The following is a 20696-nucleotide window of genomic DNA, read 5'->3' on the forward strand; positions in this document are numbered from 1 at the left end:
ATTGATAGAAGTTTATTAGTATATGAAAACAAGAGTAATCACGGCAATTATTGCCTTAATTGTATTTATTCCTATCGTATATTTTGGTGGGATTTGGATAGACATAGCTGCTTGTGTTTTTGCAGCAGTAGGTATTAGTGAAATTTTTATTATGAAAAAGCAAATTCTAGTTTCTTGGGATTTTGTATTTGCATTATTAGCTACTTTATCCCTAGCTGTTCCTGATAGCTTTTTCAATTTTTTACCATCATTTTTAAATCGGATAGATATTTTTTATATCTTTGTGATGTTAATGTTGGTGAGAACGGTATTATCAAAAAATCGTGTTACATTTGATGACGCAGGTGTATATACTTTAGCCTCTCTCTACATTGGGACTGGTTTTCACTATATGGCAGCTATTAGAAATGCTCATATGGGATTACAAGTATTGTTCTACGTATTTGTAGTAGTTTGGGCAACTGATATCTTTGCTTACTTAATTGGTAGAAAGATTGGTAAGCATAAGTTATGGCCAGTTATTAGTCCTAATAAAACCTGGGAAGGTTCAATTGGAGCTGTAATTATGGCTTTAGTTTGCGCCGCTATTTATGTTTATTTTGTACCAACTGGAAGAAATCCAATTACTTTAATTATTTTAGCATTCTTCTTATCTATCATTGGTCAAATGGGTGACTTAGTAGAGTCTGCTTATAAGAGATTTTATGGTGTAAAGGACTCAGGTAAAATTTTACCCGGACACGGTGGTATTTTAGATAGATTTGATAGCATGTTATTTGTATTACCTGTAGTTGCATTTATGGGGATTATGTAGGAGAACTACTGGATGAAAGGAATTTTAATCTTTATTGTTGTTTTCGGTATCCTCGTTTTCGTACATGAATTTGGACACTTTATCGTAGCCAAAAAATCAGGTATCTTAGTCCGAGAGTTTTCTATCGGGATGGGACCAAAGCTATTTCAAGTAATGCGTAAGCAGACGACATATACAATTCGATGGTTACCATTGGGAGGTTACGTTCGTTTAGCTGGCCCAGATGATACAGCAAAGATTGATCCCGGTACAACAGTTGTTTTGCAATTAGATGAAAACGGAAATGTTAAGAGAATTGATGCATCAGGATCTCAGATGCCAATTGAAGGTATTCCCGTTCAAGTAAATTCTAGTGATCTTGTGGATAAGTTAATTATCTCTGGATTTGAAAATGGAGATGAAGATAAGCCTAAGACTTATCATGTTGATCACGATGCGACAATTATTGAAAAAAATGAGACTGAACTTTTAATTGCCCCTCGAGATGTACAATTTCAAGAAGCGAATGTTTGGAAGAAATTAGCAACCAATGTTGCTGGTCCCTTAATGAACATAATTTTAGGCTTTGTGGTATTTTTAATTTGGGCTTTAATGATGCCAGGACCATCTACTACTACAATTAGTCGTGTAGTAAATAATTCTCCTGCACAAAGTGTCGGAATCAAGGCTAATGATCAAATTGTTGCTTTAAATAATAAAAAGATTACCCAATTTGATCAAATAAGCCAAATTTTGACGAAAAATAAGAAGAAAACTATCAGTGTTAAAGTTAAGAGAAATAATAAAACACAAACCTTTAAGATAACACCAAAAGAAGTTAAAGTTAATGGGCAAAAAGTATACCAATTAGGTATTTATGCTAAAACTAATGACTCCATTATGGCAAAACTTGGAAATGGATGGAATACTGCTGTAGATACTACTGGCCTAATTTTTAATGCAGTTGGGGGACTATTTAGGCATTTTAGTTTAAATAAACTCTCAGGCCCAGTAGGAATTTATTCTCAAACTGCACAAGTTTCAAAAATGGGCTTTACTTATATTTTGGCCTTCTTGGGCATGATTTCTATCAACTTAGGGATTGTTAACTTATTACCAATTCCAGGCTTAGATGGTGGGAAATTACTATTAAATATTATTGAATTAATTATTGGTAAGCCAATCCCACAAGATAAAGAAGCAATTGTTGATATGATAGGTTTTGTACTTCTTTTAGTATTAATAATTGCGGTTACTGGTAATGATATTTATCGTTACTTTATAAAATAAGTATTAAATTGAATTTTAATTTTGGAGGAAAAATGCGTCAATCAAAATTTTTTATGCCTACTTTAAAAGAGGCACCTGCAGATGCAGTCGCAGAAAGTCATAAGTTAATGATTCGTGGTGGCTATATTCGTCAAGTTACAGCAGGGGTTTATGCTTACCTTCCATTAGGTTATCGTGTTTTAAGAAAAGCAGAAAATATTATGGAAGAAGAAATGGATAAAATTAATGTTCCTGAAATGTTAATGCCCCATTTCTTACCAGCTAGCTTATGGGAAGAGTCTGGACGCTTACCTAAATATGGTCCAGAAATGTTTAGACTTAAGGATCGCCATGATCGTGAAAGTCTTCTCGGTCCAACTCATGAAGAAACTTTTACGGAAATTGTTGCTAAAAATTTGAAGAGTTACAAACAAATGCCAATTGCTCTTTATCAAATTCAAACTAAATTCCGTGATGAAAATCGTCCTCGCTTTGGTTTGTTACGTGGTCGTGAATTCATCATGCTTGATGCGTATAGTTTCGCTTCAACTCAAGAACAACTTGATCAACAATTTGATGATGAAAAACAAGCATTTAAGAATATATTTAGAAGAGCAGGGGTAGATATCCGCCCAGTTATTGCTGATTCTGGGACTATGGGTGGTAAAAACTCTACTGAATTTCAAGCTCCAGCTGCTATTGGTGAAGATACAATTGCAACTAATGAAAAGGGAACTTATGCTGCAAATCTTGAAATGGCTCAAAGTATTGATACTTTTAAACAAGATCCTGAAGATCCTAAAGAGTTAAGTAAAGTTGCTACTCCCGGTATGGATTCAATTAAAAAATTAGCAGAATTTTTAGATGTACCAGCCACTAGAATTGTGAAAAGTATTTTGTTCATTGCTGATGATCAAAAAGTTTTAGTTTTGATTCGTGGTGATAAAGAAATTAATGAAGTAAAATTAGGTCACATTCTTGATGCTGATGAAGTAAGAGAAGCAACTCCAGACGAGCTGATAGAAATTACTGGATCAGCTAAGGGTGGCGTAGGTCCAATTGATGCAGATTGGGCTGATAAAATTATTGCTGATGAAACTGTAAAAGGTCTTTATAATGTTGTCGTTGGTGCTAATGAAACTGATTATCAATATCAAAATGCGAATTTAGATCGTGATTTTAAGGTCGATGAATTTGCTGATATTAGAACTGCCAATGAAGGCGAACCTGATCCAGTTGATCATTTACCACTTCAATTTACAACATCTATTGAAGTTGGCCATATTTTCAAGTTGGGTACTTACTATACTGATACTATGGGTGCAGATTTCTTAGATAATAATGGTAAAGCTAAGCCTGTAATTATGGGTTCTTATGGTATCGGTGTTACTAGAATGTTATCAGCTGCGGTTGAACAACACTTAACCGATAATGGTATTGCTTGGCCAAAAGAAATAGCACCATTTACAATTCATTTAATTCAAATGAAGATGAAAGATGAGATGCAAACTAAAGTTGCCGAAAAACTTGAAAAAGAATTAGCAACTAAGTATGATGTTTTATACGATGACAGAAATGAACGTCCAGGTGTTAAGTTTAATGATGCAGATTTAGTTGGTGCACCAATTAGAATTACGATTGGTCGTAAAGCTGGCGATGGTATTGTTGAAGTTAAGCGCCCAACTGATGAGAAGGCAACTGAAGTTAGCTTAAATGACTTAGACGCATATATTACTAAAGAGTTAGGGTAATTTTCGTGACTAAACAAAATGATCTTTTCTTACGCTTATTGAAGCAAGTTAAGTTTCCCGATAGTTTTGATGATAATAGTGTAATCGAAACTGGTGAAATTCAAAACGTGGATGTATTTGCCAATGAAAGAAAGTGGCAAATCCACGTTTTTTTTGCTACACCGTTACAATTTGATACATATAAAGCATTAATAGATGCAGTAAAAGTTGAATTTGATTCTATTGTTGATGTAGAGATTTTTGTTAAAACAGCGGATGGTAAGGCATTATATTTACCACAATATTGGGAATATGTAGTGCAGAATGCATCTGACTTATCAACGATGGTTAAAAAATTTTTGCAAAAGCAAAAGCCAATTTTAGAAGATGGCAAATGGTATATTCCAAGTCAAAATCAAATTGTAGATAATTTAATTAATGAAAAAATTCTTGCTACTTTAAACGAAGAATTTCGAAAGTATGGATTTTTTAATATTAAATTTTCTACACGAGTGGATAATCAAAGTAATGATGCCGATTTTAAGAGCTTAGAAGAACAACAAGTACAGCATGATCAAGCAATGAGTAAGCTTTATAATGAGGCACCACCAGTACCAAAGCATCATACTCCAGTTAAAACAACCCGTGCTAGCAAGGATAAAATTGATAGTAAAGCTAAGTTTATTCAAATGAAGTTCTTAGAAGACGGTATCTCAAATGTTATTATTCAAGGTAATATTTTTAATGTAGAAGTTAAAGAGTTAAAGTCTGGTAAGGCAATATTTACTGGTGAAATTACTGATTATACCGATTCAATTAGTTTTAAACGTTTTATTTCTAATCCTGATGAAGTAGATTTTTATAAATCAATTAAACCCGGTGTTTGGGCAAAGCTCCAAGGGTCTGCTGCAGATGATCAATGGCAGCATGAGGTAGTTTTTAATATTAGAAATATGGAATTGATTGAACATGCGGGCCGTCAAGAAGAATATAAAGGCGATAAAAAGCATGTGGAATTGCATTTGCATACTAATATGAGTCAATTAGATGCTACAGATAGTCCAACTGATTTTATTAAAACTGCTAAAAAATTTGGTCAAAAAGCTATTGCCATTACTGATCATGGAGATGTACAATCTTTTCCCGAAGCTTATAGTGGTGGTAAAAAAGAAGGTATAAAGATTTTGTATGGATATGAAGCTAATATGATTGATGATCATGCTTTATTAGTTTTAAATCCTGCAGAAATGGATTATCGTGATCGTGAATATGTAATCTTTGACGTTGAAACTACTGGGCTTTCTTCAGTCTACGACACAATTATTGAAATTGGTGCTGTTAAAATGAAGAATGGAGAGGTTATTGAAAGATTTGATAAATTTATTAATCCCCACCATCCTTTAAGTGATGCGACAATTAATTTAACTTCAATTACTGATGAAATGGTAAGCAAAGCTGATGATGAAGCCACTGTAATTAAACAATTTAAAGAATTTTATGGCGATCGACCTTTGTGTGGGCACAATGTTCAATTTGATGTTGGGTTTGTAAATGCAGCTTTACGACGTGCTAATTTAAATGAAATTTCACAACCTGTAGTTGATACATTAGAAGTTTCACGATTACTTCATCCAGAACAAAGTCGACATACACTGGATTCTTTAGCCAAAAAATATAACGTAAAACTTGAGCACCACCATAGAGCTAATCAGGATGCAGAAGCAACTGGATATTTAATGTTTAAGTTACTGGATGCTTTTTATGATAGATTTCATGAAGCTGATTTAGGTAAAATGAATAATTATGCCAAATATGGTCAGGTTTATAAGCGTGCACGTCCAAATCATATGACTGTTTTAGCTTTGAATCAGGCTGGTTTAAAAAATATGTATAAGTTAGTATCTGTTGCAAGTACCAAATACTTCTATCGTGAACCTAGGACTCCTAAATCAGAACTTAGGAATTATCATGAAGGTTTATTATACGGTAGTGGATGCTTAGAAGGTGATGTTTTCATCGCTATGATGCAAAAGGGGTATGATGAAGCACGTGAAAAAGCTAAGTTTTATGATTTTTTAGAAGTTCAACCACCGGCCGCTTATCAAATATTAATTAAAGATGGCCTAATTAAAGATGAAGCAGAATTAGAAGAGATTATTTCTAATATTTACAAATTAGGAAAAGAACTTAACAAACCAGTTGTGGCTACTAGTGATAGTCATTATGTAGAACCACACGAAGACATTTATCGAAAAATCTTAATATCAGCTCAAAAGCGAAATCCTAACCGAAATAAAGAATTACCTGACTTGCATTTTTATACTACACAGGAATTGCTTAATGCTTTTGATTTCTTAGGTGAAGAAGCAGCAAAAGAAATTGTCATCGATAATCCTAATCTAATTGCGGACCAAATTGATGAAATTGCTCCAATCAAAAGTGGGTTATATCCACCTCACATTGCTAATGCAGATCAAGAAATGAAAGATCTGACTTATAATAAGGCATATGAGTTATACGGTAATCCTTTACCTAAGATAGTAAAAGATAGAGTAGATATGGAGCTTAACTCAATTATTTCTAATGGTTATGCAGTTATCTATTTGATTTCTCAAAAGTTAGTAGCTAAGTCTAATAAGGATGGTTACTTAGTAGGATCACGTGGTTCGGTGGGTTCAAGTTTAGTAGCCACAATGTCAGGAATTACAGAGGTTAATCCCCTTGCACCGCATTATCGGTGTCCAGAATGTAAATATTCAGAATTTTTTGAAAATGGTGAATATGGGTCTGGATATGATTTGCCTGATAAGGCATGTCCTCAATGTGGGGCTCAATTAGTAAAAGATGGCCAAGATATTCCTTTTGCAACGTTCTTGGGTTTTCATGGAGATAAAGTACCTGATATTGATTTGAACTTCTCCGGGGATTATCAACCTGTAGCTCATAACTATATTAGAGTTATGTTTGGTCCGGACAATTCATATCGGGCTGGGACAATAGGTACAGTAGCGGATAAAACTGCCTATGGTTATGCAAAGCATTTTGAAGATGAAAATGGTTTAGAATTAAGAAATGCAGAACTTGATCGTTTAGCTGCAGGTGCGACGGGGGTAAAGAGGACTACAGGACAGCATCCGGCAGGGATTGTTGTTGTTCCTGATGATATGGATATTTATGACTTTACTCCAGTCCAATATCCTGCTGACGATCTTAACGCAGCATGGCTGACTACTCACTTTGATTTTCACTCTATTCATGATAATATCTTAAAGTTTGATATCTTAGGTCATGATGACCCAACAATGATCAGAATGTTGCAAGATTTGTCGGGTGTTGATCCATTAACTATTCCACCGGATGATCCAGGTGTAATGTCACTCTTTTCTGGCACAAAGATTTTGGGAGTTACTCCAGAGCAAATTGGTTCGCAAACTGGTACTCTTGGTGTACCTGAATTTGGTACTAGATTTGTGCGTGGAATGCTAGAAGAAACTAAACCAACAACTTTCTCAGAACTTTTACAAATTTCAGGTTTATCGCATGGTACTGATGTATGGTTGGGAAATGCGGAAGACTTAATTAATAAAGGTATTGTAAGCCTGAAAGACGTTATTGGTTGTCGTGATAATATTATGATGGACTTAATTCACTGGGGAGTAAAACCAGAAGTAGCCTTTTCTACAATGGAGTCGGTTCGTCATGGTCGTGGGATTAATGATGATGATATGGCAGTTTTGAAAGAAAATGATAAAATTCCAGACTGGTATATTGACTCATGTTTAAAGATTAAGTATATGTTCCCTAAAGCACATGCCACAGCATATATTTTAATGGCATTACGAATTGCTTGGTTTAAGGTTTATTATCCGGTAATTTACTATACTTCTTACTTCTCAGTTAGAGCTGATTTATTTGATTTAGTAGCAATGAGTCATGGTAAAAATAGTGTGAAAGCTGCTATGCAAAAAATTCAAAATAAGGGAATGGATGCTTCTGCAAAGGATAAGTCTTTATTAACTGTTTTAGAAATTGCTAATGAATGTTTGGAACGTGGTATTAAGATTAAAATGGTTGATATTGATGAATCTGAAGCAACTGACTTTAAGATTATTGATGATCATACTATTTTAGCTCCATTTAATGCTGTACCTGGATTAGGTGATAATGCGGCTCGTCAAATTGTAGCAGCTCGAACTGAGCAAAAATTCTTATCTAAAGAAGATTTAGCAACTCGAGGAAAAGTATCGCAAACAATTATGGAATATTTTGAAAATAATGGTGTTTTAGAAGGAATGCCAGATCAAAATCAACTTTCGCTTTTTTAAGAGTTGAAGATTTACAAATTGAGTTAAATATGCTATTCTAGCAATGAAGTTCGAATAGCTAATTCGAGTGAGCAGGGATGCTCACTCTTTTTATTACGGAGGAATAAAATTGGCAAAAATTACAGAAATTGTTTCAAATGTAGTTGCTCCCCTAGCTGAAGCTCGTGGTGACGAACTAGTAGACGTTGAATATGTAAAAGAAAAATCACAATATTATTTACGTATTTATGTGGATAGAGTTCCGGGTGGCATCGATATTGAAGAGATTGCTAATTTAAGTGATATTGTTTCTGAGAAGCTAGATGAACTTAATCCAGATCCGTTTCCAGTACCATATATATTGGAACTTTCTTCTCCTGGTTTAGAACGCCCAATCAAAACAGAAAAAGATTGGCAACGTGCAAAAGGATCGTATGTTCATATCGGTTTATACAAAAAGATCGATGGCAGTAAAATTTATGAGGGGACTTTAAAAGATTTTGATCAGGATACTGCAAAGTTAGAAGTTAAAATCAAGACTCGTAAAAAAGAAATTGAGATTCCCCGTAATGCGATTGCCAATATTCGCTTTGCAATCGAATTTTAGAAAGGATTGATCAAAAACTTATGTCAAAAGAAATGGTTGAAGCTTTTGCTANNNNANAAAAANAAAAAGGCATTAAGCAAGAAGTTATTGTTGATGCTATTAAGGCAGCTTTAGTAGCCGCATATAAGAAAAATTATAATCAAGCTCAAAATGTAGAAGTTGTTTTTGATGAAAAGAAGGGTTCTTTCAAAGTTAACGCAGTTAAAACTGTAGTGGAAGAAGTTCAAGATGATCGTCTTGAAGTTAGTTTAAAAGATGCTTTGGAAATTAATCGAGCTTACGAATTAGGTGATGAAATTAAATTTGAAGTTACTCCTAAGAATTTTGGCCGTTTGGCAGCTCAAACTGCAAAGCAAGTAATTATGCAACGTTTACGTGAAGCAGAAAGAGAACACATTTATGCTGAGTATTCACAATACTTAGATGAAATTGTAACTGGTATTGTTGAAAGACAGGATAACCGCTTTGTTTATGTGAAGATTGGTAAAGTCGAGGCTGTTATGCCACCACAAGATCAATTAGCTGACGAAGTTTATAATCCTCAAGATAGAATTCGTGTTTTAGTTAAGAAGGTTGGTACTGATTCTAAAGGTGCACAAATCGTCGTATCTAGAACTGCTCCTGATTTAGTAAAACGTTTATTTGAACAAGAAATTCCTGAGGTATATGATGGAACTGTTCAAATAGTTTCCATTGCTCGTGAAGCTGGAGATCGTACTAAAATTGCAGTCAAAAGTGATGATCCAAATGTTGATCCTGTAGGTACTTGTGTTGGTCCAAAAGGTTCGCGTATTCAAAACATTGTCAACGAACTTGGTGGAGAAAATATTGATGTAGTTAAATATGAAGATGATCCTTCAGATTTTATTGCCAATGCTCTTAATCCAGCTGAAGTAATTGCAGTTCAGTTTGGTGATGATGAAACTGAAAAGAATGCTTTAGTTATTGTACCTGACTACCAATTATCATTGGCAATTGGTAAAAAGGGACAGAATGTGCGTTTAGCAGCTCGATTGACTGGTTATAAGATTGATATTAAGCCAGAATCACAAGTTGAATTTGTAGAAGAAAATAATTCAACTGACACTGATGAGATAGTGGATTCAGAAGAAACTGCTGAAGTTGAAAATAGTGATAATCAACAAGAAGTGGTTGAAGAAGCTGATACACTCACTAATGAAAGCGAAAGTAAAGAATAGGAATAGGTGATTTTCTTTGAAAAAAAGAAAAATTCCAATGCGTAAAGATCTTTTGACAAATACTATGGCTCCTAAAAAGGAGCTGGTAAGAATTGTAGTCGATAAAGAAAAAAATGTTTACGTAGATCCTACTGGTAAAAAGTCAGGGCGCGGAGCATATGTATCTTTAGAACCAGAAAAAATTGCTGAAGCTCAAAAAAATAGAGTTTTAGAAAAAAGTCTGGGGACTAAAATCTCTGAAGATTTTTATAAGGAACTTTATTCATATGTAGATCACCAAAAAGCAAGAAAAGAATTGTTTGGTGACGAATAGTTTTGCAAAATGATAAAAAAATTTTAAACTTTTTAGGTTTGGTACAACGTGCTGGAAAGCTAATCAGTGGTTTTGATGCCGTTAAATTAGGTTTAACGCATCATAAATTGAAGATTATTTTTATTGCTTCTGACATAAGCGAAAATACTAAAGATAAATTAGAATTTTTAAATNGTAAGCAANACATTNCTGTTTGTGAATTATTTACAGNAGATNAGCTTACAGATGNATTNGGGAAGAAGNGTAAAGTGGTCGCAATTGCAGATCCAGGGTTTAGTCAAGCTATAATAAAAAAATTAAATAAAGGAGTGTGATTTGATGGCTAAAAAAAGAGTATACGAAGTAGCAAAAGAATTAGACATCGATAATAAGACCGTTGTTGATAAGGCAAAGGAACTAGGGTTTGATGTTAAAAGTCACATGTCCTCATTGGATGATGCGCAAGTTTCTAAATTAATGAGTAGTTTTAAGACTGCTAAATCATCAAAAGCTGACAATAGTAAATCTAAAGGAAAGAGTAAGATAAAAGTCTCAGTTGGTGCAATTAGAAAACGCGACCATAAAGAGAAGAATAATGACTTTCATGGTAAAAATAAGCGTCGTTCTGAAAATTCTAATAAACGCCGCCGTTCTAATAATAACCATGAAGAGTCACACAATAAACCTAATCGTTCGGCTGCTCAAGATTTATTGAAGCAGTTTAAGAAAAAACAACGTGCGGAAGCTGGGGAGCTTGATGCACAAGCTAAAGCTTCACGCCAAAAATGGCATGAAAAACAAAATAAACCTAAATCAGCTCCTAATAAGAGCGTAAAGAAAGAGGAAAATCCTACGCGTAATCAGAGAAGACCAATCATAAAAGAAGGTGCCGAAGCTGTCAAAGCTCACGTAGAAGCAAGTAAAAAAACAATCGGTCCTAAAATTATTAAGCCATCTCCTGCAAGAAATAGACCTAAGGTAAAGAAGGTTGAAAGTGTGGCCTCAATTCCTACCCCTCCAGTTGAAAAACCGGATTCTAAACCAAACAGAGGTAAGGAATTTAGCAAGCCTAATAAGAAGCGTCATAATTCAGCAGATTATGAACGTCAAAGAAGTGAACGTTCTGACAAAGCACGTCGCCGTCGTAATAAAAAGAAGCAACGTACACAACATACTGAAGTAAAGAAACAGCCTACTCAAAGAAAAGAACGTCCATTACCCGAAACTTTAATGTATGAAGAGGGGATGAACGCTCAAGATTTAGGTAAAATTTTACATAGAGAACCAGCAGAAATTGTTAAGAAACTTTTCATGTTGGGTGTAATGACTAATCAAAACCAATCTTTAGATAAAGATACTATTGAACTTTTAGCTGCTGAATATGGTATTAATGCTGAAGAAAAGATTCATGAAGATATTTCTGATATTGACAATCTTTATGCTAAAGAGATGGAAACTTCTAAAGAATCTAAAAATCAGGTTAAGCGTCCACCAGTAGTTACTATTATGGGACACGTTGACCATGGTAAGACTACGTTGCTTGATCGTTTGCGTCATACTAACGTTTCTGAACATGAAGCAGGTGGTATTACTCAGAGTATTGGTGCTTACCAAGTAAGATTAGATGATCGTTTAATTACATTCTTAGATACTCCGGGACACGCCGCTTTCTCTAACATGCGTGCTCGTGGTGCTGAAGTTACCGATATCGTTGTTTTGGTTGTAGCAGCAGATGATGGTGTAATGCCACAGACTATTGAAGCTATTGACCATGCCAAAAGTGCTAATGTTCCAATTATTGTTGCAGTTAACAAGATTGATAAACCAGGCGCAAATCCTGATCATGTAATGGAACAACTCATGAAATATGGTCTTGTCCCAGAAGACTGGGGTGGTGAGACAATCTTTGTTAAGATTTCTGCTAAGACTGGTCAAAATGTCGACGACTTACTTCAAATGATTTTACTTCAAGCTGATGTTATGGAACTCCAAGCTGATCCAGATCAAAAGGCTATTGGTACTGTTGTTGAAGCAAGATTGGATAAGGGTCGTGGTCCTGTTGCTGACTTACTTATTCAACAAGGTACTTTGAAAATCGGTGATCCAATTGTTGTTGGTGATACTTATGGTCGTGTTCGTGTTATGACTAACGATAAAGGTCGTCGTGTTAAGAAAGCTACCCCATCTACACCAGTTGAAATTACAGGATTGAATGATGTTCCTTCATCTGCTGATAAGTTGGTTGTCTTTGATGATGAAAAGACTGCAAGAAGTGTTGGTGAACAACGTGCTAAAAACTCTCTTGAGAAGCAACGTGAAAACGTACAACATGTAACTTTGGACAACTTGTTTGATACAATGAAGAAAGAAAACATGAAAGAAGTAGACATCGTTCTTAAGGCTGATGTTCAAGGTTCTGCAGAAGCATTGCAACAGTCACTTGAAAAGATTGATGTTGAAGGAGTTCGTGTAAATATTATTCACGCTGGTGTTGGTGCGATTAATGAATCTGATGTTACCTTAGCTGGTGCTTCAAATGCCTTTATTATTGGATTCAATGTTCGTCCAACTGCTACTGCTAAGAGCCAAGCTGAAAGTGATGGCGTAGATATTCGTCTTTATAACATTATTTATAAGGCAATGGATGATGTTGAAGCTGCGATGAAGGGTATGCTTGAACCTACTTATGAAGAAAAAGTTACTGGTAATTTAACTGTTCGTGAGACTTGGAAGGTTTCTAAGGTGGGTACTATTGCTGGTGCATTTGTTGATAGTGGTTATGTAACTCGCGACTCTGGTATTCGTGTTATTAGAGATGGTATTGTGAAATACGATGGTAAGGTCGCTTCACTTAAGAGATTTAAAGATGACGTTAAGGAAGTTAAGCAAGGATTTGATTGTGGTTTAACTATTGAAAACTTTAACGATATTAAAATTGATGATCAATTAGAAGCATACGAAATGCAAGAAGTACCTGTTGAATAGAATAGGCCAACTCTTTAGTTAAAAAGGAGTACTATTTATGAAACATAGAATTGGACGTGTCGAAGGTGAAATACTTCGAGAATTAACTAAAATTTTACGTAAAGATATTCGTGATCCACGTGTCAGTGATGTAACAATCACTGCAGTTGAATGTACTAATGATCTTTCTTATGCAACTGTTTATTACAGCTTGTTATCAGATGACCCTAAGGCAGAAAAAGAAGCTGCCGAAGGTTTAGAGAAGGCTAAAGGTGCCATGAGACACTTATTAGGTCAAACTCTTACGGTTTATAAAGTACCAGAATTAATCTTTAAGCGAGATAGTTCTGTTGCTTATGGTAATAAGATTGATAGCTTGATCAGAGAAGTAAAGAAAGCTGATGAAGCTCGAGAAAATAAAAATAATTAAGAAAAGCGCCTTAAGGCGCTTTTTTCATCAAGATAAGGATAGAAAATATGTTAAATGGAATTGTAGTTTTAAATAAACCCCGAGGAATGACTAGTAGCGATTGTGTTTATAAGTTACGGAAAATTCTACATATTAAAAAAATAGGTCATGCTGGAACTTTAGATCCTGAGGTAAATGGGGTTTTACCAATTGCAATTGGACAAGCTACTAAGTTAATTGAATTAATGCACACTAAGCCTAAATCATATGTTGGTCAAGGAATGTTTGGCCAAGCAACCGATAGCTATGATTTAGAGGGTAAAGTTTTAGAAAAAAAAGAAATTTTAGATCCAATTTCTAGTAAAGAAATTGTAGAAGGAATGAACAAATTAACAGGAAAAATTGAACAGGTTCCGCCGATTTATTCTGCGGTAAAAGTTAATGGAAAAAGACTTTACGAGTATGCTAGAGAAGGCATTTCAGTTGAACGTCCTAAAAGAGAAGTGGAGATTTACAGTTATAGGCTTACCTCTGATCCAATTTATGATGGAGAAAATAAAAGTGAAAAATTTAATTTTTCTATCCAATGTTCGAAGGGAACATACGTTAGATCATTAGTTAATGACCTTGGATCATTGTTAGGTGTACCAGCAGTAATGACTAAATTAACTAGAACTGCTAGTTCTGGATATGATATGAGTCAAGCAGTTAGCTTAGAAGAAATTGAGGCTAATATCAATGAGCCCGATAAATGGTTACAATCTATTGATAGTTTTTTTGTAGATTTAACTAATATTGACCTTACTGAAAGTCAGTTTTCTCGTGTAAAAAATGGTGCAGGTATTAGATTAACCAATGTACCTAATACTGTAGCTTTGAGCTATAAAGGAAAAATTAAGGCTATTTATAAGAAAAAAGATAGAGAATATCGTCCAGATTTAATGTTATTACAAAATAACTAAATTAATTCAGAAATTTTAGCACTCTACTTGATTAGAGTGCTAATCTTTAGTATTATATTAATTGTTAGCACATGAGAAACTTGAGTGCTAATAAAGGGGCGATAAAGAATGTTGACTAAACGGCAAGAGCTGATACTTAAAACGATAATTCAGGATTTCACGACAAGTCATGAGCCTGTTGGCTCGAAGACCGTGATGAATCAACTGCCAATTAAAGTTTCAAGTGCAACTATTAGAAACGAAATGGCAGCCTTGGAAGAGCAAGGACTTTTAGAAAAAACTCACTCTTCAAGTGGTAGAATTCCATCAAGTGCTGGTTATCGTTACTATCTTGATAATTTAGTTGATCCAGTTCAAATACCAACATCGGTGTATGATCGAATTGTTTATCAGCTAGATCAACCATTTAATCAGGTAAATGAAATTGTACAAGAGGCTGCTAAGATACTATCTGATTTAACTAATTACACTGCATTCGCAGCTGGTCCAGAAACTCATGATGCATTAATTACAGGTTTTCGGATTGTGCCGCTTTCTAAACATCAGGTGATGGCAATTCTTGTTACTGATGATGGAAATGTAAAAAATCAGGTTTATACTTTATCTCATCATTCAAATGGTGAAGAAATTGAAAAGGCTGTTCATTTAATAAATGATCAGTTAACAGGTAAACCTTTAAGTAGTGTTAATAGTAATCTTTTGCGTCAAATTGCAGATCATTTGATTTCACGTGGTTCTGCTCCTGAAATACTTGAATTGCTTCAAGATGTAGTGAAGGATGCGGCTAGTGAGCAAATGTATGTAGACGGTCAAATTAATTTATTAAATAATTATCATCATCATGATGTTGATAAAATTAAATCACTATATGAAATGTTTGATCAAAATGATGAAATGTATCGATTAATTGGTTCAGACCCTGACCAAAAGGAATCATCAGATGGAAAGAAAAAGGGAAAAGTACAAGTAACCTTAGGACCAGATCTTCCATCTGAACTTTTAAAAAATTATAGCTTACTAACTGCTCATTATAATGTTGGTAAATATGGAAAAGGGACAATCGCACTTTTAGGTCCAACAAATATGCCATACTCGCAAATGATTGGGTTACTTGAATACTTTCGAACAGAATTAGCTCGAAAATTACTTGATTATTACGGTAGGTTTAAATAAAGGAGGCTAGCTGTGAGTAAAGAAGAATTCCCTCATGAAAAAGATTTGAAAGATGAGGTTACTCCAGATAAAGCAGAAAAGAAAAAGACTGCTGATCAAGAAACAGTTGAAGCTAAGGCTTCTAAAGCAGAAAAAGTTGATAAAAGCATTGAATTAGAACAAAAAGTTGCTGCTTTATCTGCTAAAAATAAGGAATTAGAGGATAAATATCTTCGAAGTGAAGCTGAGATTCAAAATATGCAAGCTCGTTATTCTAAAGAACGTGCACAATTAATTAAATATGAATCACAAAGTTTAGCTAAAGATGTTTTACCTGCAATGGATAACTTAGAGAGAGCCTTAGCTGTGAAGGCAGATGATGAAGCTTCAAAGCAATTGCAAAAAGGTGTTCAGATGACTTTGGATGCTTTAGTTAAGGCAATGAGTGATCACGGTATTACTGAAGTGGAAGCAGAGGGTCAACAATTTGATCCTACTGTGCATCAAGCCGTTCAAACTGTGGATGCCAACGAAGATCATGAAAAGGACCAAGTAGTTCAAGTTTTACAAAAAGGTTATAAATATAAAGATAGAACATTAAGACCAGCAATGGTTATAGTAGCTCAATAAAGAAAGGAAGCTTATAAATATGTCAAAAGTTATTGGTATTGACTTAGGTACAACTAACTCTGCTGTTGCTGTACTTGAAGGTAAGGAACCAAAGATTATCACTAATCCAGAAGGTGGTCGTACTACCCCTTCAGTAGTAGCATTTAAGAATGGTGAAATCCAAGTTGGTGAAGTTGCAAAACGTCAAGCTATTACTAACCCAAATACTATTGTGTCAATTAAGCGTCACATGGGTGAAGCAGGATACAAAGTTAAGGTAGATGGCAAAGAATATACTCCTCAAGAAATTTCTGCAATGATTTTGCAATACATTAAGAAGTTTTCTGAAGATTATTTAGGTGAACCAGTTAATGATGCAGTTATTACTGTTCCTGCTTACTTTAATGATGCGCAACGTCAAGCAACTAAAGATGCTGGTAAAATTGCTGGCTTAAATGTTCAAAGAATTATCAATGAACCAACTGCTTCAGCTTTAGCATATGGTTTGGATAAAGATGAAGACGATGAAAAAGTTTTAGTATACGACCTTGGTGGTGGTACTTTCGATGTTTCTGTTCTTCAATTAGGTGATGGTGTCTTCCAAGTTCTATCAACTAATGGGGATACTCATCTTGGTGGTGACGACTTTGATAATGCAATTATCGATTGGCTTGTTAAGAACTTCCAAGAAGAAAACGGCGTAGACTTATCTAAGGATAAGATGGCTATGCAACGTTTAAAGGATGCTGCAGAAAAGGCTAAGAAAGATTTATCAGGTGTAAGTTCAACTCACATCTCTCTTCCATTTATTTCTGCTGGTGAAGCTGGTCCTCTTCACCTTGAAGCTGATTTAACTCGTGCTCAATTTGATGCATTGACTAGTGACTTAGTTGAAAAGACTAAGATTCCATTTGATAATGCTTTAAAGGATGCAGGTTTAACTGTAAATGATATTGATAAGGTTATCTTAAACGGTGGTTCAACTCGTATTCCAGCTGTTCAAGAAGCAGTTAAAAAGTGGGCTGGTAAAGAACCTGATCACTCAATTAATCCAGATGAAGCTGTTGCTTTAGGGGCTGCTATTCAAGGTGGTGTTATTTCTGGTGATGTAAAGGATATCGTTTTACTTGATGTTACCCCATTATCACTTGGTATTGAAACTATGGGTGGAGTATTTACTAAGTTAATTGACAGAAACACTACTATCCCAACTTCAAAGAGTCAAATCTTTTCAACTGCAGCTGATAATCAACCTGCTGTAGATGTTCATGTGCTTCAAGGTGAACGTCCAATGGCTGCTGATGATAAGACTCTTGGTCGTTTTGAATTAACTGATATTCCACCAGCACCACGCGGTGTTCCTCAAATTCAAGTTACTTTTGATATAGATAAAAATGGTATTGTAAACGTATCTGCTAAGGATATGGGTACTGGTAAGGAACAAAAGATTACTATCAAGAGTTCTTCTGGTCTTTCAGATGAAGAGATTAAGAAGATGCAAAAAGATGCTGAAGAACATGCTGAAGAAGATAAGAAGAGAAAAGAAGAAGTTGATCTTCGTAATGAAGTTGATCAATTAATCTTTACTACTGAAAAGACTTTGAAGGAAACTGAAGGTAAAGTTCCAGAAGCTGAAACTAAGAATGTTCAAGAAGCTCTCGATGCTTTAAAACAAGCTCAAAAAGATAATAATCTTGATGAAATGAAGGAAAAGAAGGAAGCTTTATCAAAAGCTGCTCAAGATTTAGCTGTTAAACTTTACCAACAAAATGGTGGAGCACAAGGTGCAGCAGGTCAAGCAGGTCCTCAACCAAATGGTGGTCAACCTGACGATGGTTCTTCAAATAATGGCTCAGATGGTGCAACTGTCGACGGTGATTTTCACAAGGTAGACCCAGATAAGTAAAGCCGTTATAATAGATTAAAAAGAAAAGAACTGCGTTAATGTAGTTCTTTTCTTTTATAAATTAAAGGAGTTTACAAAATGGCACAACGTGATTACTATGAAATCTTGGGTGTTGAAAAAAGTGCAAGTGATGCTGATATTAGTAAAGCATATCGTAAGCTTGCTAAGAAATATCACCCTGATTTGAACCATGAACCTGGTGCTGAAGAAAAGTATAAGGAAGTCAATGAAGCTTATGAAGTGCTTCATGATAAGCAAAAACGTGCTCAATATGATCAATTTGGTCAAGCCGGTGTAAACGGTCAAGGTGGCTTTGGTGGCGGCTTTGGCGGTGGTAGTCAATATGGTGATTTTAGTGGTTTTGGCGGCTTTGGCGATATTTTTAATGATATATTTGGCCAAGGCGGTGGTCGTCAAAGGGTAGATCCAACTGCTCCACAAAGAGGACAAGATTTGGATTATACTATGACGATTGATTTTATGGATGCTATCAAGGGTAAAGAAGCTGATATTACTTATACTAGAAATGAAGTTTGTCCAACTTGTGATGGTTCTGGTGCAGAAAAAGGCACTCATCCAATTACATGTGATAAGTGTCATGGTAGTGGGGTAATGATGGTTACTCGTCAAACCCCATTTGGTGTAATGCAACAACAAATCACCTGTGATAAATGTCATGGACGTGGGGTAATTATTGAGCATCCATGTCAAACTTGCCATGGTCAAGGAACTATCGAACAAAAACAAACTTTACAAGTTAAGGTTCCAGCTGGTATTGATAATGGTCAACAGATTCGCTTAAGTGGCCAAGGTGAAGCTGGTAAAAATGGTGGACCTTATGGTGATTTATATATTGTATTTAAGATTCGTCCAAGTAAGGAATTCACTAGAAGGGGAACTACAATTTATTCTGAAGTTCCAATTTCATTTGCCCAAGCAACCCTCGGAGATCAAATTCAAGTAGATACTGTTCATGGTAAGGTATCGTTAAAAATCCCTGCAGGTACTCAACCAAATACTCATTTTAAACTTCGTGGTCAGGGAGTACCAAAACTTAATGGTGAAGGTAACGGAGATCAAGAAGTTACTGTGAATATTAAAATTCCTAAAAAGATTAATGATAAACAAAAAGAAGCTCTTGTAGATTTTGTTAAAGCAGGTGGTGGTAATATTAGTCCACAAGAAAAGAACTTCTTTGAACGTTTGAAAGATAAATTAAGTTAGTAAAATTTACCTAGTTTCAGAAAGAAACTAGGTATTTTGCTATACCGAGAAAAGATTTATAGATATGATATAATTAATAATGCAATTTAATGATAAATAATTTTATTTTTTATAATTTTTAACTTCTAAAAGATAAAGGTGGACTAAGCTGATGGACATAAAAAAGTTACAAGATTATCAAAAGCATATTAGAAATTTTTCAATTGTAGCCCATATTGACCATGGTAAATCTACGATTGCAGATCGTATCTTGGAATTGACCGATACAGTTTCAGGAAGACAAATGAAGAATCAATTATTAGATGATATGCCACTGGAGCGTCAACGTGGAATTACTATTAAGCTAAATTCTGTACAAGTTAAATATCATGCGAAAGATGGAGAAGACTATATTTTTCACTTAATTGATACTCCAGGGCACGTGGATTTTTCATATGAGGTATCACGTTCTCTAGCAGCCTGTGAGGGAGCTTTATTGGTAGTTGATGCTACACAAGGGGTTCAAGCACAAACATTAGCAAATACTTACTTGGCACTTGATGATGATTTAGAGATTTTACCGGTTATTAATAAGATTGATTTACCTTCTGCTGATCCAGAGATGTGCAAGGATGAAATCGAAGAAATGATAGGCTTAGATGCGACAGATGCGGTTGAAGTTTCTGGTAAAACAGGTCAAGGTATACCTGAATTATTAGAAAGAATTGTCCACGATGTTCCTGCACCATCTGGTGATTTAACTGCCCCGTTAAAGGCTTTAATTTTTGATTCTAAATATGATGATTACCGTGGTGTAGTTTTAGCCGTTCGTATTGAAGAAGGGACGGTGAAGCCTGGAGATAAAATTAAAATTATGAATACAGGCAAGGAATTTGAAGTGACTGAGGTAGGTGTTTCTAGTCCTACTCCAGTCAAAAAGGATATGTTGGTCGCAGGTGACGTAGGCTATTTAACTGCGAATATTAAGTCAGTACGTGAAACTCGAGTTGGTGATACAATCACAAATGCTGAAACTCCTACTGAAAAACCACTTCCAGGGTATCGTCAAATTCCACCAATGGTGTACTCTGGAATGTATCCAGTAGATAATCAAAAATATGATGATTTAAAGGAAGCTTTACAAAAGTTACAGTTAAATGATGCTGCTTTAGAATTTGAACCTGAAACTTCACAAGCTTTAGGATTTGGATTTCGTTGTGGTTTCTTAGGACTGCTCCATCTGGAGATTATTCAGGAGAGACTGGAGAGAGAGTATAACTTAGACATTGTAACAACC

General features: G+C 35.0%; 16 protein-coding genes. All 16 read left to right on the top strand.

The genetic code is table 11. The features are described 5' to 3' along the window. Window positions 1–22 precede the first annotated feature (22 nt). Complete coding sequence (locus HDR40_RS00360) at window positions 23–814, top strand: phosphatidate cytidylyltransferase (RefSeq protein WP_290625170.1); 792 nt, start codon at window positions 23–25, stop codon at window positions 812–814. Window positions 815–826: 12 nt separating this feature from the next. Next, on the top strand, window positions 827–2083 hold the full coding sequence (rseP, locus tag HDR40_RS00365) for an RIP metalloprotease RseP (RefSeq protein WP_290625171.1): 1257 nt from the start codon (window positions 827–829) through the stop codon (window positions 2081–2083). Between the two features lie 32 nt (window positions 2084–2115). Next, the gene (locus HDR40_RS00370; protein ID WP_290625172.1) at window positions 2116–3813 is read left to right on the top strand and encodes a proline--tRNA ligase; all 1698 of its coding nucleotides are present in this window, start codon (window positions 2116–2118) and stop codon (window positions 3811–3813) included. A gap of 5 nt (window positions 3814–3818) precedes the next feature. Next, window positions 3819–8117 (top strand): PolC-type DNA polymerase III, encoded by a 4299-nt coding sequence (locus tag HDR40_RS00375; protein ID WP_290625173.1) that lies wholly within the window; start codon window positions 3819–3821, stop codon window positions 8115–8117. 109 nt (window positions 8118–8226) lie between these two features. Further along, window positions 8227–8703, top strand: a complete 477-nt coding sequence (gene rimP / locus HDR40_RS00380; protein WP_290625174.1) for a ribosome maturation factor RimP — start codon at window positions 8227–8229, stop codon at window positions 8701–8703. A gap of 20 nt (window positions 8704–8723) precedes the next feature. Then, window positions 8724–9902 carry a transcription termination factor NusA gene (gene nusA, locus HDR40_RS00385; protein WP_290625175.1) on the top strand — a complete coding sequence of 393 codons (1179 nt, stop codon included), beginning with the start codon at window positions 8724–8726 and terminating at the stop codon, window positions 9900–9902. A gap of 16 nt (window positions 9903–9918) precedes the next feature. Beyond that, window positions 9919–10215 carry a YlxR family protein gene (locus tag HDR40_RS00390; RefSeq protein WP_290625176.1) on the top strand — a complete coding sequence of 99 codons (297 nt, stop codon included), beginning with the start codon at window positions 9919–9921 and terminating at the stop codon, window positions 10213–10215. A gap of 2 nt (window positions 10216–10217) precedes the next feature. After that, window positions 10218–10529, top strand: a complete 312-nt coding sequence (locus tag HDR40_RS00395) for a ribosomal L7Ae/L30e/S12e/Gadd45 family protein (RefSeq protein ID WP_290625177.1) — start codon at window positions 10218–10220, stop codon at window positions 10527–10529. A gap of 4 nt (window positions 10530–10533) precedes the next feature. Beyond that, window positions 10534–13179, top strand: a complete 2646-nt coding sequence (infB, locus tag HDR40_RS00400) for a translation initiation factor IF-2 (protein ID WP_290625178.1) — start codon at window positions 10534–10536, stop codon at window positions 13177–13179. Window positions 13180–13216: 37 nt separating this feature from the next. Beyond that, window positions 13217–13588 carry a ribosome-binding factor A gene (locus tag HDR40_RS00405; protein ID WP_290625179.1) on the top strand — a complete coding sequence of 124 codons (372 nt, stop codon included), beginning with the start codon at window positions 13217–13219 and terminating at the stop codon, window positions 13586–13588. Between the two features lie 47 nt (window positions 13589–13635). After that, the gene (truB, locus tag HDR40_RS00410) at window positions 13636–14529 is read left to right on the top strand and encodes a tRNA pseudouridine(55) synthase TruB (RefSeq protein ID WP_290625181.1); all 894 of its coding nucleotides are present in this window, start codon (window positions 13636–13638) and stop codon (window positions 14527–14529) included. A gap of 108 nt (window positions 14530–14637) precedes the next feature. Further along, complete coding sequence (gene hrcA / locus HDR40_RS00415; RefSeq protein ID WP_290625183.1) at window positions 14638–15702, top strand: heat-inducible transcriptional repressor HrcA; 1065 nt, start codon at window positions 14638–14640, stop codon at window positions 15700–15702. A gap of 12 nt (window positions 15703–15714) precedes the next feature. Continuing rightward, window positions 15715–16311 (top strand): nucleotide exchange factor GrpE, encoded by a 597-nt coding sequence (grpE, locus tag HDR40_RS00420; RefSeq protein ID WP_290625185.1) that lies wholly within the window; start codon window positions 15715–15717, stop codon window positions 16309–16311. Between the two features lie 19 nt (window positions 16312–16330). After that, on the top strand, window positions 16331–18196 hold the full coding sequence (gene dnaK, locus HDR40_RS00425) for a molecular chaperone DnaK (RefSeq protein WP_290625187.1): 1866 nt from the start codon (window positions 16331–16333) through the stop codon (window positions 18194–18196). 78 nt (window positions 18197–18274) lie between these two features. After that, the gene (gene dnaJ / locus HDR40_RS00430; protein ID WP_290625189.1) at window positions 18275–19420 is read left to right on the top strand and encodes a molecular chaperone DnaJ; all 1146 of its coding nucleotides are present in this window, start codon (window positions 18275–18277) and stop codon (window positions 19418–19420) included. A gap of 151 nt (window positions 19421–19571) precedes the next feature. Next, window positions 19572–20696: translation elongation factor 4 (gene lepA, locus HDR40_RS00435; RefSeq protein WP_290625191.1), on the top strand; the 1125-nt coding region annotated here is incomplete at its 3' end.

This window comes from Lactobacillus sp. (genome assembly GCF_014803895.1).